This is a genomic window from Deltaproteobacteria bacterium CG11_big_fil_rev_8_21_14_0_20_49_13 (assembly GCA_002796305.1).
Classification (GTDB): Bacteria; UBA10199; UBA10199.
The window spans coordinates 1-14,875 of record PCWZ01000023.1; the positions used below are offsets into that span (position 1 = coordinate 1).

A 14,875-nucleotide genomic window follows, 5' to 3' on the forward strand; every position below is an offset into this window, starting at 1 on the left:
TTCATCATTTTTTACTTACCCAAGAATGTTATGAGCTACTCAGCATAAATGTCCCGCAAATGACCCACTCATATCCGCGAAGAGCCTATAAATGTTATCGAAAAGTCTCAATAGCGAATTACCGAAGCCCATAACTTTCAGAGGTGACCCCATTTCTGACCCCATTTCCACTTTTTTAACACCTCGCTTTCCTACTGTTACCGGCCGTTCAATCAGCCCGCAAACGACCCACTCAAATCAACATTGTGCCATAAAATATTTGCTCCGTGACGGGTGCCCCCCGAAAACACCGAAGCCCCTGGGTTTAGCAGGGGCCTTCAGCGTTCGAGAGAGGAATTACCCGAAAACCTGTTGGCGCACAGGATTTTCGGTTTAGCAACCTTTTAATTCATCGACTCCTTGTGGAGCACCTCCTGTAAAATATTAAAGGTCAGGGAGCCGGTCACCAGCTTGGTCGGCTCTTCTTTGTTAGTTGTGTTAAGGATCTTATATAACTCATCGTTCCTGCCCATCGGTCTCGGGCGTGGAATAAAGATCCCTCCGCATGAAAGGACCGTTGGGTTCTTTGTGTTGACGCCGTCAAGACCGGGGTCCTGTGTATGCTCAACCACCAGTTCCTGCATCTCCAGTTCTTCGTCTCTTCTTGTCATCTTGTTGCCTCCTACTGATTGGTTAAGCAAGTTGCATGCCAAGACTACAGTGATCCGTGATTAGTGATTAGTGATTATAAAAACCTTTAATTTCAATGGATTAAAAGAATAGTACGTATCAGTCGGATAAAAAAGGGACTTTAAAAATGATAAAATTTTAACGAAGTGTCAAATTTCCGTCAGTTTTTTGGAGTGCCTGCGGCGGTAGTGGGATATCCCGAACCTGTGGGCCTCGTCACGAATTCTTATCATATATAGTAGGGCCGATTCGCCCTTTTTGAATTTGACCGGATTCACCCTGTTCGGTAGAAAGATCCGGGCGTAGTCGCCCGACCTTTTATGAGAGCTCTTGATCTTTGCGATAGCGGCGACCGGCACATCTTGGACATCGATCGACTCAAGCACCTTGCACGCCATCGATAAATGGCCCCTCCCTCCATCTACAAGCAAGAGGTCGGGATAGCCCCACTCTTTGTGCGCAAACCTGCGCTCCAAGACCTCATGCATCATTGCATAGTCGTTGGGAGTTTCATCTCGCGTGATATTGAAGAGGCGGTATCTCTTCTTTTCGGGCCGGCCTTCAACGAAGGCAACAATGGAGCCGCTGGCCACATTCCCTTGAATATTGGAGATATCGACGCACTCTATGACCAACGGATCCTTTGAGAGCTTAAGCTTCTTTTTAAGTTTAAGAGCTATCGATTCATAGATGTTAAGACGAGGCATCTTCTCGTCGCCTGCGGGTGTTAGGACGCTCTGTTTTTCAAGAGATCGTCTGATGCCGGAAACAATATCCCTGATCCTTGCCGCTTCTTCAAAATCAAGAACCTCGGACGCCGCACCCATCTTCTTTTTCAGCGCCCCTATCAGGTCCTTGTTCTCACCCTTTAAAAAAAGCTCGGCGTCAACGACCTGCTCGGCATACTTTTCCTTTGAAACGAGCCCGACGCAAGGGGCGGTACATCTTCCAATGTCATATTGAATGCACGGGCGGCTTCGGTTCGCAAAGAATGGGTCCGAACATATCCTGATCCTGAAGAACTTGACGAGCTCTTCCAACATCTCGCGGCATTCTTTTGCGGAGACATATGGGCCGAAATATTTGTCCTTATCCATCTTTATCCTTCTCGTAATGTAAACTCCGGGGAACTTGTGAGAGAGGGTGAGCTTAATACGTGCAAAGGTCTTATTATCCTTAAGCTCGATGTTATATTTGGGCTTATGTTCCTGGATCAGCTTATGTTCCAGCAAAAAGGCCTCTTTTTCGGTCTTGGTCTCTATGAAGGAGATATCGGCAACGCGCTCCATAAGGAACTTTATCTGGGGGCGGGCCACGGCCTCCTTTTTGAAATAGCTTTGAACCCTTTTTCGCAGGTTCTTGGCCTTGCCTATATAAAGGACCTCCCCCCCATCCCCCTTCATTATATAGACGCCCGGAACGGTTGGAAAACCACCGGTCGCGGAGCAAATAGTTAAAAAATTTTGACTTATAACATGTTGCATAGCTTATCCTGAATATTGAATAAATAACGCTTTTTGTTCTATCTGCTCCGTGACCGGCGGTTCCATTGTGGAGGCATACTAACAAAATCCTAAAATATTTGACAATATTATTCATGGGGGCTAGTGGTTAGCGCCGCGATGGCAAATTTAATAGACGGAAAGGCAAGGGCCGGAGAAATAAGGGCAAAATTAAAGGAAGAGATATCCCGGAAAAAGATGACCCCCGGCCTTGCGGTGGTCCTCGTAGGCGAAAACCCCGCCTCCGAAGTTTACGTCTGCAACAAAATAAAGGCCTGCAATGAAGTCGGGATCAAAAGTCTGGATAACAAGCTCCCCGAGACCACAAGCGAGGCAGAACTTTTAAAGCTCATAGAAAAACTAAACAATGACAAGAACGTGCACGGCATCCTTGTCCAACTCCCCCTCCCAAAACAGATAGACTCCGAAAAAGTATTGAATGCAATAGACCCATCGAAAGATGTTGACGGTTTTCATCCTGTAAATCTTGGAAGACTGCTTTCTGGGCAAAATGGTCTAAGACCCTGCACCCCTCTGGGCGTTATGGACCTTATAGACTCCACAGGTGTCGACATTAAGGGAAAGAACGCGGTGGTCGTTGGAAGGAGTAACATAGTAGGCAAACCCGTGGCGGTAATGCTTCTTGAGCGCCATGCAACGGTAACGGTCTGCCATTCCCGCACGCAGGACCTCCCCGGTGTTGTGAGAAACGCCGACATCGTGGTGGCGGCGATCGGCAAGCCTGATTTTATAAAGGGCGCCTGGATAAAGAAAGGAGCCGTGGTGATAGATGTGGGGATAAACAGGCTCGAAGGCGGAAAACTTACGGGAGATGTTGATTTTAAAGAAGCTTCAAAGAATGCGGCATGGATAACACCGGTCCCCGGCGGCGTGGGGCCGATGACTATCGCAATGCTGTTAAAAAATACTGTAATGAGTTATGAGTTGATGAGAAAATCTTTCTCATCACCCATTACCCATCACACGTAATCAACTATGAAACGGACACCGCTATATAACGACCACATCAAACTAAAAGGAAAGATGGTAGAGTTCGGGGGATGGGAGATGCCGGTCCTCTATTCCGGAGTTATCGATGAGCACAACACAGTAAGGACATCGGCCGGGCTCTTTGACGTAAGCCACATGGGCGAGTTCGATTTTTCAGGACCCGATGCGCTTGAATGCGTTCAATATCTCACGACCAACGACGCCTCAAAACTCGCCGACGGACAGGCGGTTTATTCACTCCTCCCAAACGACAGGGGTGGGCTTGTCGATGACGTCATAGTCTACAGGTTTAACTCCCAGCATCTGATGCTTGTCGTCAACGCCGCAAACATAGACAAGGACTGGGCATGGGTAATGTCTCACAAAAAGGGAAACGTTACGGTCACGAACAAGAGCGATAACTTCGGTCTCATCGCGCTACAAGGGCCGAAGGCTGCCGAGATACTTAGACCGTTAACGGATATAAACCTCGACACATTGAAGCTCTTTCACTTTGCATCGGGAAAGGTAGCCGGAAAACCCAACTGCATAGTCGCCCGCACGGGTTATACCGGAGAGGACGGCTTTGAGATCTTCTCTGGCCCTTCGGACGCAAGCGACATCTGGAGCTCTCTCATAGAGACAGGAAGGCCAAGGGGCCTAAAGCCGATAGGCCTCGGCGCAAGGGATACCCTTCGCCTTGAGATGAGATATTCTCTCTACGGACACGAAATAAATGACGAGACAAATCCCTTCGAGGCAGGTCTTTCATGGGTCGTTAAGATGGACAAGCCCGGCGACTTCATGAGCAAGGAGATTTTCGAAAAGATAAAGGCAGAAGGCCCAAAAAGAAAATGCGTAGGTTTTAGAATGGTTGATCAGGGTATCCCGAGAGAGGGCTACAAGATCTTTACGCATGACGCTCAACGCAATACGCATGACGAAATAGGGCGCGTCTGCTCCGGCACAATGTCCCCCTCTTTACAAAAGGCGATAGGCACTGGCTATGTCCCCGTCGCCGTCTCACAGATAGGTTCTAAAATTCTTATTGACATAAGAGGAAACAAAAGATTAGCTGAAATCGTTGATACGCCGTTCTATAAAAAACGTTAACGTCATTGCGAGCGTAAGCGAAGCGATCCCCCGAAGGAGATTGCTTCGTCGCATACGCTCCTCGCAATGACTCACAGTGGAGGCAACTATGGAATTTCCCGATGACATAAAATACACAAGGGAACACGAATGGGTACGAATAGAGGGCGAATTGGCCACGGTCGGGGTCACAGACTACGCTCAGGAGCAGATGGGAGATGTGGTCTACGTCGAACTCCCCAACGAGGGCGAATTGGTGGCAAAGGGCGATGCCTTTGGAGTTGTCGAATCGGTCAAGTCGGTCTCCGACGTCTACGCCCCCATATCAGGGAAGATAATCGAAGTGAACGACCCCTTAAAAGAGAACCCCGAGATCATCAACGCCGAACCTCACAACGAGGGTTGGATTGCCAAGATCGAGCTTTCGGACAGAACGGAACTTGACGATCTCTTAAGCGCAAAGGATTACGAAGCTTTCGTTAATGAAGAAAAGGCATAAGCATCATCAAGCCCGCTCATCCTGAGCCAGTTGAAGGATGAACAAATTAAAATGAGATACCTCCCGCACACTGAATCCGAAATAACTGAAATGCTAAAGGTTGTCGGCGCGAAAAACGTCGATGACCTTTTTACTTCCATTCCCAAGGATCTGCGCTTCAAGAGCCCTTTGAACCTTCCTAGATCGATGTCGGAGATGGAGCTGGTCTCGCATTTAAAGGAGCTTTCGGAAAAGAACAACTCTTCTGCCTCGTCGTTCCTCGGAGCCGGCGCCTACAGGCACTACGTCCCGGCGGCTGTAAAGGCGGTCGTCTCCAGGAGCGAGTTCGTAACACCATACACGCCTTATCAGCCGGAGATAAGCCAGGGAACCCTTCAAACGATATTCGAATATCAGACGATGATATGCCGCATATTTGAAATGGATGTGACGAACGCCTCACACTACGACGGATCGACATCAACGGCAGAGGCCGCTCTTCTTGCAACAAAGTTGACCAAGAGAAAAAAGATACTCGTTGCAGACACAGTTCACCCCGAATACCGCGAGGTAATAACGACCCTTTTAAGGCCATCGGGCACCGAGATCGTGCTGGTACCACACACAGAATCCGGCACCATTGACAGGGAATTTCTCAAAGCCGCCTGCAATAAAGAAGCGGCCGGGTTCATTGCGGGATACCCCAACTTCTTCGGCGTTGTTGACTCCCTTCCGGAACTTGCCGATATCGCCCATTCATCCGGCGGCCTTTTTATAACCAGCACACCGGAACCCATAAGCATGGGGCTCATTGAAGCCCCCGGGAAACTTGGCGCCGATATAGTATGTGCCGAAGGACAGAGCTTTGGCTGCGGTCTTAATTTTGGCGGCCCATATCTTGGAATTTTCGCGGCAAAGGATAAATATCTCCGCTCGATGCCGGGACGCATCGTCGGCGAAACGGTCGATACCGACGGCAAGCGCGGATATGTGCTTACATTTGCAACGCGCGAGCAACATATAAGGCGCGAGAAGGCAACCTCCAATATCTGCTCTAATGAGGCCCTTTGCGCAACAACGGCCGCCGTTTATCTTGCGATGCTCGGGAAAGAAGGGCTTAAGAAGCTCGCGGAGCTGAACTTCAATAAGGCAGAATATGCAAAATCCGTCATGCGTGGTGCGTCATGCGTGATGCGTTTTAGCGGGCCGACGTTCAATGAATTTGTGGTGACACTCAAAAGACCGGCTGAAGAGGCAACCCACGCGCTGGCGAAGAAGAATATATTTGCGGGGGTCCCTCTAAGCAAATGGTATCCGCAATATAAGAACGAGCTATTGGTCTGCGTGACCGAACTTAACAGCAAGGAAGAGATAGATACGCTGGCAAAAGAGCTCTCCCCTCTTTTGTAAGCATGCCCCGGGCATTGTCGAGGGGGGAGGAAAATATGCTACTAGAAGAATCTACATTGTTCGAGCAGAGCGTAAAGGGAAGGACGGGCTACTCTCTCCCACCATCCGACGTCCCGATTGCAGAGGTCCCCAAAGGTATCCTCAGAAAAGAAAGCGCGGCCCTTCCAGAACTTTCAGAAGCAGATGTTGTCCGCCACTTTGTCAGGCTTTCAACATACAACTACAACAAGGACGCAGGATTTTACCCTCTTGGCTCCTGCACGATGAAATACAATCCAAAGGTGGCCGACCTAACGCCCACCTTTGAAGGATTTGCAAATACTCATCCTTATCAGCCGGTTGAAACGGTTGAAGGGAATATAAAGCTCATCAAAGAACTTGAAAGTTATCTGGCAGAGATCTCGGGACTCGACGCCGTCACCCTTCAGCCCTGTGCAGGCGCCCACGGAGAAATGACCGGCATCCTTTGCGTGAGGGCCTATCATGAATCCAAAGACGATCTGCGCAAGAAGGTGATAATCCCCGACAGTGCCCACGGCACCAACCCGGCAAGCGTTGCCATATGCGGATATTCTGTCGTCGAAGCAAAATCGAACGAAGAGGGGCTTTTAACGCCCGAAGCGGTTGCCAAGGTAATGGATGAAGACGTTGCGGCGATAATGATAACTAACCCCAACACACTTGGGATATTCGAAACTCACATTAAGGAAATTGCAGATATAGTTCACGCCAAGGGCGGGCTTGTTTATATGGACGGCGCTAATCTTAATGCGCTCATGGGAATTTCACGCCCCGGGGACTTTGGCGTAGATGTGATGCATTTCAACCTGCACAAGACATTTGCAACTCCGCACGGCGGCGGCGGTCCTGGTTCCGGCCCGATAGGAGTTAAGAAGATGTTGGTCCCGTTCCTTCCTAATCCAGTCTGTCATCCCCACAAAAGTGGGGATCTCCCGAATTCACCGGATTCCCGCTTGCGCGGGAATGACAGAAGCATCGGCCGCGTAAAGGCGTTCTACGGCAACTTTTCCGTGCTTGTTCGCGGATATACCTATATAAGAGAGATGGGCCCAGACGGACTCAAACGAGCCACAGAACTTGCGGTGCTTAACGCGGCTTATATCAAGGCAAGGCTCTCACAGGATTATTACGTTCCCTATTGCACCCCTTCGCTCCACGAATGCGTCTTTTCGGACAAGTTCCAGAACGAGCATGATGTAAAAACGCTCGATATTGCAAAGAGGCTCATGGACTACGGCCAGCATCCGCCGACCATCTATTTCCCGTTAATCGTCCATGGCGCTATCATGATAGAACCAACAGAGACGGAGAACAAGGCCGCCTGCGACGCCTTCTGCGATGCCATGATAAAGATAGCGGAAGAGTGCAGGACAAATCCCGACCTTGTAAAGAGCGCCCCAAAGACCACTTTCCGCAAAAGACTTGATGAGGCTAGAGCCGTCAAGGACCCGCGCCTGAAGGTGGCCCGCAAGTGCGGCGAGCGCTGCGAATCGTAGATTATATATAGACGACGAACGTCCAGCTCATATGAAGCATTCCGTCCTTTTCAACGAACTTTGAAGGTGGGGCCGAGAATGGCGATGATGACCTCACTGCCCTAATGGCTTCGCTATCGTAATGGGGCAGGCCGGAGCTTCTAAGCACAAAGAGCTCGGAGAGTCCTCCGTTTTTATCGACGCTCACCGCGAGCACTACGGACACCTGTCCTCTAGATACCGACATCCCCTGCATATCGGCTCTAAGCGCCGAAACAGGGTTCCATGTCATCTTGAATATCCTCTTGAGCCTCACGAAATATTCGATCTCCGGATATCTTAGGACATTTATGTAAGTATGATCGCCGTATTTGTAATCGGGATAATAATCTTCCGGCATCTGCGCCTGACTTCCTATCGGCGCTCCGGATGAAAGTTCATTAAGTTCTTTCTTGGCCTTTTTCTTGTAAGGCTTCTTCATCGCATAGATATCCGAATCCTTCTTCGCTGTTTCCTGCCTCTTGCTTCTTGTCTCTTGCTTCTCTCCCCCATCTTTCTTCTTTCCCTTCCCCTCTTCCTTCTTCCCCAGACCTTCACCTCTGACGAGGGGCTGGTTCTTTGCAACGGTCTCCTGAGGCACTTTTTGGTTATACATACCTAAGAACTTTGACTTGTCGGGTTTTTGCTGAACCTTTGGCTCGGGAATATCGGCCAGCTTCCAGCCGCCGTCCGGTTGTTTCAGGAAGACCTCAATGGGAGTAGCCTCGTCCTTGGAAAGGTTCAAGATGTTCTGCGCGTACTGAAAGAAGATCACGATAAGGATGTGCAAAAGGATAGATATCCCGAGCGCTATCTTGAACTGTTTTGAAAAAGAGTCCATTTTTTACAGTTCCATCCTCCTTGCAATATCAAAAGACTTAATGTCCCTTCCGACCGCATGGATCAAAAGCATCTCAAATATCCTGTCGGCGTCCTTATCGGCGCCCTCGAACAATCTGCCCAGCTTGAACGCCTGAAGATATTTAAGCGTTTCGGTCGAGACCATTATATCACCCGGCAGAGGTCTATAGCAAGAGGCGCAAACAACGCCACCGTGGGAGCTCTGGATGCGGTTACCGGCTGCCGAAACGGCATTTCCGCAAACCGAACACCTGTCAAACACAGGCTCAAGCCCGCAGGCGAGGAGCCATTTATAGAAGAAGGCGTGTTTGTGCGATAAAAGGGGCTCGTTAGAGCCTAAAAAATCTATCCATCTGCCAATGAGCGCGAACCGCTCTCTTGAGGCGTGGCCCGGCGGAAGCATTCGGTCCGCGAGCTCAAGTGTGATATTGAGCGCCGATATCTTTTCAAGGCTGGATGTCAGCTTCCATACGGGCGAATCCACTATGAACTCGTCTATCCTTACAAGTTCGGCGCCGTTCTTTTCGACATAAGAGATCTTCCCAAGGCTCCCCGGTTCAACGCCGCCTCCAAAACGTTTTTTGGATCTCTTCGCATGCTTGGCGACGCCTTTGACCTTTCCGTGGTTTTCGGTAAAGAAGGTCACAAGCCGGTCCGCCTCGGCGAAATCGCTCACCTTAAGGATAAGTGCCTTGCTCTTTTGTTCCATAATACTATTGTTTCAGCGAAAAGATGATCGAAAGAACAATGACGGTCGCGGCAATGATGAAAAATGCGGTTCTGCCGCTTAAATGGATCTTTGGTAGCTCAATAGTTTTGCGCGGCTTCTTTTCTTTCTCTTTGGCCTTTGCTTTTTGCATCGGGGGCGGCGTGTAGATCTTCGGCTTGAACGCCTCCCTCTCTTGAGGCGCGGCGCCACGAAGCGACTCTTCATATTTACAGAGAACGTCTGTCGGCTCCAGCCCGATGCTCTTGGAATATGCCTTTATAAAGCCCTTCACAAAGACGCGGCTCGGCAGGACGTCGAGCTTACCCTCTTCCATGGCCTTCAAGTGGCGGATGGATATCTTTGTGATGTCGGCTATCTGCTGAAGCTCGATGCCGCGCGATTCACGTTCGCTCTTTAAATATTCGCCTATGTTCATAGTTCAAAATGGGAGAGGATTTTGAACTCGTGCATCCTCTCTTGTATCTCGTTCCATGTCAATGTGCGGAGCCTGTCCAGGCTGAAATCTTCAACATTAAATGACGCCATAGCGGAACCCGACACCATCGCCTGTCTGAGAGTCGAATCGTTCACCTGTTCCGCCTTTGCAAGATATCCAAGAAATCCCCCGGCAAAGGTATCGCCTGCGCCGGTCGGGTCTTTCACCAAGCGGAGCGGCATTGCTGGGACATAGAACATGGTATCATCCGTAAAGAGCATGGCCCCGTGCTCGCCCCTCTTTATTACGAGCGTCTTGGGCCCCATCCTGCGTATGGCTTCTGCGGCGATCACAAGATTATGTTCGCCCGATAAGAGTCTCGCCTCCTCATCATTGATGATAAGAAGGTCCGTTCTGGCGACCACTTTCTTTACATCTTCAAGTTTATTATTGAGCCATATCTCGCGCGTATCGCAGGCTATCAGTTTCGATCCTTTTACCTGATCAAGGACATCCAGCTGTAGTTCCGGATGGATGCAGGCGAGAAAAACGTAATCACAGTGTTTATATTCATCCGGAAGTTTTGGTTTAAAATCTGCGAAGACGCCGAGATCGGTCACAAGGTTCTGCGCTTCGTTCAAGGACTTGCCATACTTCCCCTTCCAGTAGAACGTCTTTCCATTCGCATTGACCTCAAGGCCCTTAAGGCAGATCTTGCGGCTCTTCAAAAAGTCGATATGTTCATCATTAAAATCGTTCCCTACTACGCCGACAAGCTTGATGTCTGTGAAAAAACTTGCCGCTGTGGCAAAATGCGTTGCGGCGCCACCAAGCGCCCGCTCACGTACTCCGGCAGGCGTTTCAAGATCATCATATGCAACAGAACCGACGACTAATATTGACATAGAAACATGTCATTGCGAGTCTGAAGGGCGAAGCAATCTAGCGCACTGGATTGCTTCGTCGCTTGTGGCTCCTCGCAATGACCTCATTTAAGATACCTTCCCGCTATCGGTTCCAATTTCTTCTTCACATCTTTTGGTATCAATTTCGGGTCGGTCATTATCGCGCCTTTTAAGGCAGAGGCGCATGCACAGTTCCTATCTTCAGCTATCTTTGGAAGCGCCGCCTTGATGACCGCCTGCGCATTGGCAACATTCGCTCTTATTATCTCAAGCACCGCGACCACGTCGACGTGGTCTTCGTCTTTCCATGCATCGTAATCCGTAGAGAGCGCTATCGTGGAATAACATATTTCGGCCTCGCGCGCGAGCTTTGCCTCGGGCATGTTCGTCATGCCGATAAGGTCCGCGCCCCACGCCTTGTGAAGGAGAGATTCGGCACGAGTCGAAAACGCCGGCCCTTCCATGCAGACATATGTCCCCTTTGCGTGGACCGTGATGCCCAGAGATTTCGCCGCATCGTAAAGAGATGACGCAAGGTTTGCGCAGACCGGTTTAGCGAATGCAACGTGCGCAACCACATCCTCAAAGAAGGTCTGAGCCCTGAACTTTGTGCGGTCGATGAATTGATCTACGATGACAAGGTGCCCCGGTTTGATCTCTTCCTTAAGGCTTCCCACGGCGCTCACGGAGATGAGTGAGTTAACACCGAGCCTCTTCATGGCACAGATATTGGCCCGATAATTGATCTTACCCGGCGGAATTCTGTGGCCGACCCCGTGTCTTGGTAAAAATGCCACTTTTATGCCTGAAAGGGTCCCGAGTACTACCTTGTCACTGGGTTCGCCAAAAGGGGTGGAGACCTTTTTTTCCTCAATAATCTCAAAGCCTTGCATGGCGTAGAGCCCGCTTCCGCCTATAATTCCTATGATATTATCTTTCATAAAGTGTGGCTTTTCCTAACATCATCCACCCCCAAATGCAAGCCCATCGTAAGTGTTCCTATCGTAAGTGTCCGACTATCTTTTGCCCCGCCACGTTTTTTTGGCGGTAGCAAAAGTGTCGGACACTTATTTTATTTACCTCCACCGCGCCATCGGCTATAAAAAGCCCATGGAAAAGCTGATAATCACGGTCGCCGTAACCGGCGCGGAGACGACTAAAGAGATGAACCCGAACCTCCCCATTACACCGGAGGAACATGCAAAAGATGCGGCGGCATGCGTCAATGCCGGGGCATCTGTCATCCATCTTCACGTAAGGGACAAGAACGGAAAGCCCTCTCAGGCGCTTGAGGACTTCAGGGCATCTATCGATGCCATAAGAAAGGCCTGCGATCCAAAACCTATCATTCAGATATCAACGGGCGGCGCGGTAGGAGAGGCAATGGATAAAAGAATAGCGCCGATAATCCATTTAAAACCGGAGATGGCATCTTTAAATATCAACTCCATGAACTTTGGTGACGACATCTTCCTGAATCACCCAAAAGATGTCGAAAAACTTGCAAAACATATGAAGGATCTGGGAGTGATCCCGGAAATAGAAGTCTATGACGCAGGCGACATCGAACTTGCGCAAAAGCTCCACAAAAATGGGCTTCTAAAAGACCCAATTCACTATCAGTTCGTGCTTGGCGTCCCCGGCGGTCTTTCTGGCGAAGCTTATAACCTTACCCACATGACACGCCTAATAAGGCCGCAGGACACATGGGCGGTTGCCGGCGTCGGTCGCTATGAAACTCCGCTCTCCGTTATGGCCGTCGTCATGGGCGGACATTTAAGGGTTGGCTTTGAAGATAATATCTACTATCATAAGGGTAAGCTTGCAAAGAGCAACGCTCAACTAGTAGAACGTATAGCACGTATCGCAAAAGAGGTCGGCCGAGAAATAGCAACGCCTGCCGAGGCAAAAAAAATATTGGAGATAAAATGAAAATAGCCAACGACATAACCATGCTCACCGGGAACACGCCGCTTTTAAAGCTCGCTAAAGTTACGAAGGGCTGTGCGGGCGACGTCATAGCAAAGATGGAATCGTCCAATCCCCTTTCCAGCGTCAAGGACAGAATAGCCGTTTCCATGATAGAAGATGCCGAAAAAAAAGGGCTCATTAAAAAAGATACGGTTGTTATCGAGCCTACAAGCGGCAACACCGGCATTGGTCTTGCTTATGTCTGCGCCGCAAAGGGCTACAAGTTGATCCTCACAATGCCGGACACCATGAGCGTGGAACGAAGACAACTGCTTAAGATATTCGGAGCGGAGCTGGTCTTAACACCTGGCGCCGAAGGGATGAAAGGCTCCATTAAAAAGGCCGAAGAGCTTGTCGCTGAGAACAAAAACTCGTTCATGCCCCAGCAGTTCAAAAATCCGGCCAACCCCGAGGTGCACAGAAAGACCACGGCGGAAGAGATATGGAAAGACACGGACGGCAAGATAGACATCTTCATTTCCGGAGTCGGCACGGGGGGAACTATAACCGGCGTCGGCGAAGTTCTAAGGGCCCGCAAGCCTTCCGTTAAGATAATAGCCGTCGAGCCAAAAGATTCGCCGGTCCTCTCCGGAGGAAAATCCGGGCCGCACAAGATCCAGGGAATAGGCGCCGGCTTCGTTCCCGAAATACTAAACACAAAGGTCATAGATGAGATAGTTCAAGTAACAAACGATGATGCGGGAACAACAGCGCGACGTCTGGCCAAAGAAGAAGGCGTTCTTGTCGGCATCTCAAGCGGTGCCGCAGCGTGGGCAGCACTTGAAGTCGCAAAGCGCCCCGAGAACAAGGGAAAGATGATAGTCGTTATTTTACCCGATACAGGGGAACGGTATCTTTCGACGTGGCTGTTTCAGGAATAGATCAGAAAGCAACATCCGGGTAAGTTAGAGGGCCTCTTTTTTCACTTAAAAATTTTTCTTAGCTCTTTGATGTCGGGCTCTATAGGCGATATCGTTCTTATCGTCTGTTGGGCCGCGGGGATATCTTTGAGGCCGTTCCCCGTTATAAGAAGGACTATCCTCTCTTTCGGGTCGAGTTCTTCGGCTATCTTAAAGAAACCGGCGGCAGAGGCCGCCGCGGCAGGCTCGGCAAATATGCCGGTCAGGGAACCCAGGCGCTTCATGGCAGAGAGTATCTCGTCATCCGTCACCGTAACGCACCTTCCTTTAGTCTCCTTCAATATCTTTACTGCCCAGCTTGCATTCCTCGGCGCAGATACGCAGATGGAGTCGGCGATCGTATGACAATCCGCCCGTGGCGAGCTCATCGTGAGCCTGTCGAACGACGAACCATGAGCGACCGCCCCTCCATCCTTCGACAAGCTCAGGATGAGTGAGTTGTAAAATCCCGTTATCACAGCGCTCCCCTCGGCCTGAACAGCTATTAACTGCGGTATCTTATCTATCAGCCCTATCTCCTTAAGGTCCTTGAAACCTTTATATATGCCGGCAAGAATAACACCGTCGCCCGTTGGTATGAAGACCTTGTCTGGCGCCTTGCTACCCAACTGATCGAATATCTCAAGAGCCGCGCTCTTCTTCCCTTCTATCGTAAATGGGTTGTAGGCGGTGTTCCTGTTGTACCAGCCGAACTCCCTCGTAGCCGCAAGAGAAAGTTCAAATGCGTCATCATAGGTCCCTTTTATGGGAATTAGATTGGCCCCGTAAATGGCTATCTGCGTCAGCTTTGCCGCAGGGGCTGACGAAGGGACGAATATCACACAGTTAAGTCCAACGCTCGCGCACATCCCAGAAAGCGCCGTAGCCGCATTGCCTGTGGAAGCGCAGACGATGACGTTCTTTCTTAACTCGCGGGCCTTGGCTACAACAAAGGATGAAGCGCGGTCCTTGTATGAGCCCGTTGGAAGCCCCGTATCGTCCTTTATGTAAAGATTCTTAAAACCCAGACCTTCGGCAAGCCTTGTGTCTTTGTATAAAGGCGTAGGACCGACCTTTAAAGGCGGTAGGAGAGAAAGATCCTTGAGAGGAAGCACCGGCTTCCTTAATTTCTTGTAATCAAAAAGGACCTCTAGGACACCCTTTGTGGGTTCCATTCTTTTTTGCGCCGATGAACACTTAGGACAGACATATTCAAGCTCATTGCCGTCGTATTCCTTGCCGCAATCTATACATCTAAAATAATAGTTCATATATTTTACAGTTCGGGCAAAGTCGAGAACTTCTCGACTCACTTCGTTCGCTCGAAGAATAATTATTTTTTCACTATATCAATACACGCGTCAACCGGGCATACAAGTCTGCAAAGGCCGCAACCGACGCATTTGTCATTGTCAACG

Annotated in this window: 16 protein-coding genes; 7 read left to right on the top strand and 9 right to left on the bottom strand. The window is 49.8% G+C overall.

Translation table 11 applies throughout. The annotated features are described in order from the left end of the window. Nucleotides 1-383 precede the first annotated feature (383 nt). Nucleotides 384-650, bottom strand: a complete 267-nt coding sequence (locus COV46_01890; protein ID PIR17965.1) for a hypothetical protein — start codon at nt 648-650, stop codon at nt 384-386. 168 nt (nt 651-818) lie between these two features. Beyond that, nucleotides 819-2,153 (bottom strand): hypothetical protein, encoded by a 1,335-nt coding sequence (locus COV46_01895; GenBank protein PIR17966.1) that lies wholly within the window; start codon nt 2,151-2,153, stop codon nt 819-821. A gap of 138 nt (nt 2,154-2,291) precedes the next feature. On the opposite strand from COV46_01895, the gene COV46_01900 reads away from it, so the two are divergent. The 5 genes from COV46_01900 to COV46_01920 all read left to right on the top strand — a co-directional run bounded on the left by COV46_01900 (nt 2,292) and on the right by COV46_01920 (nt 7,658). Further along, on the top strand, nt 2,292-3,161 hold the full coding sequence (locus tag COV46_01900; GenBank protein ID PIR17967.1) for a bifunctional methylenetetrahydrofolate dehydrogenase/methenyltetrahydrofolate cyclohydrolase FolD: 870 nt from the start codon (nt 2,292-2,294) through the stop codon (nt 3,159-3,161). A 6-nt stretch (nt 3,162-3,167) separates the two neighbouring features. Then, the gene (gene gcvT, locus COV46_01905) at nt 3,168-4,274 is read left to right on the top strand and encodes a glycine cleavage system protein T (GenBank protein ID PIR17968.1); all 1,107 of its coding nucleotides are present in this window, start codon (nt 3,168-3,170) and stop codon (nt 4,272-4,274) included. An 88-nt stretch (nt 4,275-4,362) separates the two neighbouring features. Continuing rightward, nucleotides 4,363-4,752 (top strand): glycine cleavage system protein H, encoded by a 390-nt coding sequence (gene gcvH / locus COV46_01910; protein PIR17969.1) that lies wholly within the window; start codon nt 4,363-4,365, stop codon nt 4,750-4,752. Nucleotides 4,753-4,797: 45 nt separating this feature from the next. Continuing rightward, nucleotides 4,798-6,141 (top strand): aminomethyl-transferring glycine dehydrogenase, encoded by a 1,344-nt coding sequence (locus COV46_01915; protein PIR17980.1) that lies wholly within the window; start codon nt 4,798-4,800, stop codon nt 6,139-6,141. Between the two features lie 35 nt (nt 6,142-6,176). Continuing rightward, nucleotides 6,177-7,658, top strand: coding sequence for a glycine dehydrogenase (aminomethyl-transferring) (locus COV46_01920; protein PIR17970.1), 1,482 nt, complete (start codon nt 6,177-6,179; stop codon nt 7,656-7,658). 1 nt (nt 7,659) lies between these two features. Here the strand turns inward: COV46_01920 and COV46_01925 are convergent, their stop codons facing one another. The 5 genes from COV46_01925 to mtnP form a co-directional block, all read right to left on the bottom strand. After that, nucleotides 7,660-8,517 carry a hypothetical protein gene (locus tag COV46_01925; protein ID PIR17971.1) on the bottom strand — a complete coding sequence of 286 codons (858 nt, stop codon included), beginning with the start codon at nt 8,515-8,517 and terminating at the stop codon, nt 7,660-7,662. Between the two features lie 3 nt (nt 8,518-8,520). Further along, the gene (gene recO / locus COV46_01930) at nt 8,521-9,246 is read right to left on the bottom strand and encodes a DNA repair protein RecO (GenBank protein PIR17972.1); all 726 of its coding nucleotides are present in this window, start codon (nt 9,244-9,246) and stop codon (nt 8,521-8,523) included. A gap of 4 nt (nt 9,247-9,250) precedes the next feature. Further along, nucleotides 9,251-9,682, bottom strand: coding sequence for a hypothetical protein (locus COV46_01935; GenBank protein ID PIR17973.1), 432 nt, complete (start codon nt 9,680-9,682; stop codon nt 9,251-9,253). Further along, entirely contained in the window at nt 9,679-10,587 is a 909-nt protein-coding gene (locus COV46_01940; protein ID PIR17974.1) for a sugar kinase, read from the bottom strand. The genes COV46_01935 and COV46_01940 overlap by 4 nt, the downstream gene beginning before the upstream one ends. A gap of 83 nt (nt 10,588-10,670) precedes the next feature. After that, nucleotides 10,671-11,528, bottom strand: a complete 858-nt coding sequence (mtnP, locus tag COV46_01945; protein ID PIR17975.1) for an S-methyl-5'-thioadenosine phosphorylase — start codon at nt 11,526-11,528, stop codon at nt 10,671-10,673. A gap of 169 nt (nt 11,529-11,697) precedes the next feature. On the opposite strand from mtnP, the gene COV46_01950 reads away from it, so the two are divergent. Beyond that, on the top strand, nt 11,698-12,519 hold the full coding sequence (locus COV46_01950; protein ID PIR17981.1) for a 3-keto-5-aminohexanoate cleavage protein: 822 nt from the start codon (nt 11,698-11,700) through the stop codon (nt 12,517-12,519). Then, a complete protein-coding gene (gene cysK / locus COV46_01955; GenBank protein ID PIR17976.1) occupies nt 12,516-13,439 on the top strand; it encodes a cysteine synthase A in 924 nt (307 codons plus the stop codon). The genes COV46_01950 and cysK overlap by 4 nt, the downstream gene beginning before the upstream one ends. Before the next feature lie 41 nt (nt 13,440-13,480). Here cysK and thrC read toward each other — a convergent pair whose 3' ends face one another. Together thrC and COV46_01965 are read right to left on the bottom strand one after the other, a co-directional pair. Further along, on the bottom strand, nt 13,481-14,728 hold the full coding sequence (gene thrC / locus COV46_01960) for a threonine synthase (protein PIR17977.1): 1,248 nt from the start codon (nt 14,726-14,728) through the stop codon (nt 13,481-13,483). A gap of 62 nt (nt 14,729-14,790) precedes the next feature. Continuing rightward, nucleotides 14,791-14,875 (bottom strand): hypothetical protein (locus COV46_01965; protein PIR17978.1); only part of this gene is annotated, 85 nt, incomplete at its 5' end.

Coding starts and splice junctions, on each gene's coding strand:
- gcvH (PIR17969.1), top strand. CDS start 4,363: ATGGAATTTCCCGATGACATAAAATACACAAGGGAACACGAATGGGTA.
- recO (PIR17972.1), bottom strand. CDS start 9,246: ATGGAACAAAAGAGCAAGGCACTTATCCTTAAGGTGAGCGATTTCGCC.
- COV46_01950 (PIR17981.1), top strand. CDS start 11,698: ATGGAAAAGCTGATAATCACGGTCGCCGTAACCGGCGCGGAGACGACT.
- mtnP (PIR17975.1), bottom strand. CDS start 11,528: ATGAAAGATAATATCATAGGAATTATAGGCGGAAGCGGGCTCTACGCC.
- COV46_01900 (PIR17967.1), top strand. CDS start 2,292: ATGGCAAATTTAATAGACGGAAAGGCAAGGGCCGGAGAAATAAGGGCA.
- COV46_01940 (PIR17974.1), bottom strand. CDS start 10,587: ATGTCAATATTAGTCGTCGGTTCTGTTGCATATGATGATCTTGAAACG.
- COV46_01920 (PIR17970.1), top strand. CDS start 6,177: ATGCTACTAGAAGAATCTACATTGTTCGAGCAGAGCGTAAAGGGAAGG.
- COV46_01925 (PIR17971.1), bottom strand. CDS start 8,517: ATGGACTCTTTTTCAAAACAGTTCAAGATAGCGCTCGGGATATCTATC.
- gcvT (PIR17968.1), top strand. CDS start 3,168: ATGAAACGGACACCGCTATATAACGACCACATCAAACTAAAAGGAAAG.
- COV46_01890 (PIR17965.1), bottom strand. CDS start 650: ATGACAAGAAGAGACGAAGAACTGGAGATGCAGGAACTGGTGGTTGAG.
- COV46_01935 (PIR17973.1), bottom strand. CDS start 9,682: ATGAACATAGGCGAATATTTAAAGAGCGAACGTGAATCGCGCGGCATC.
- cysK (PIR17976.1), top strand. CDS start 12,516: ATGAAAATAGCCAACGACATAACCATGCTCACCGGGAACACGCCGCTT.
- thrC (PIR17977.1), bottom strand. CDS start 14,728: ATGAACTATTATTTTAGATGTATAGATTGCGGCAAGGAATACGACGGC.
- COV46_01895 (PIR17966.1), bottom strand. CDS start 2,153: ATGCAACATGTTATAAGTCAAAATTTTTTAACTATTTGCTCCGCGACC.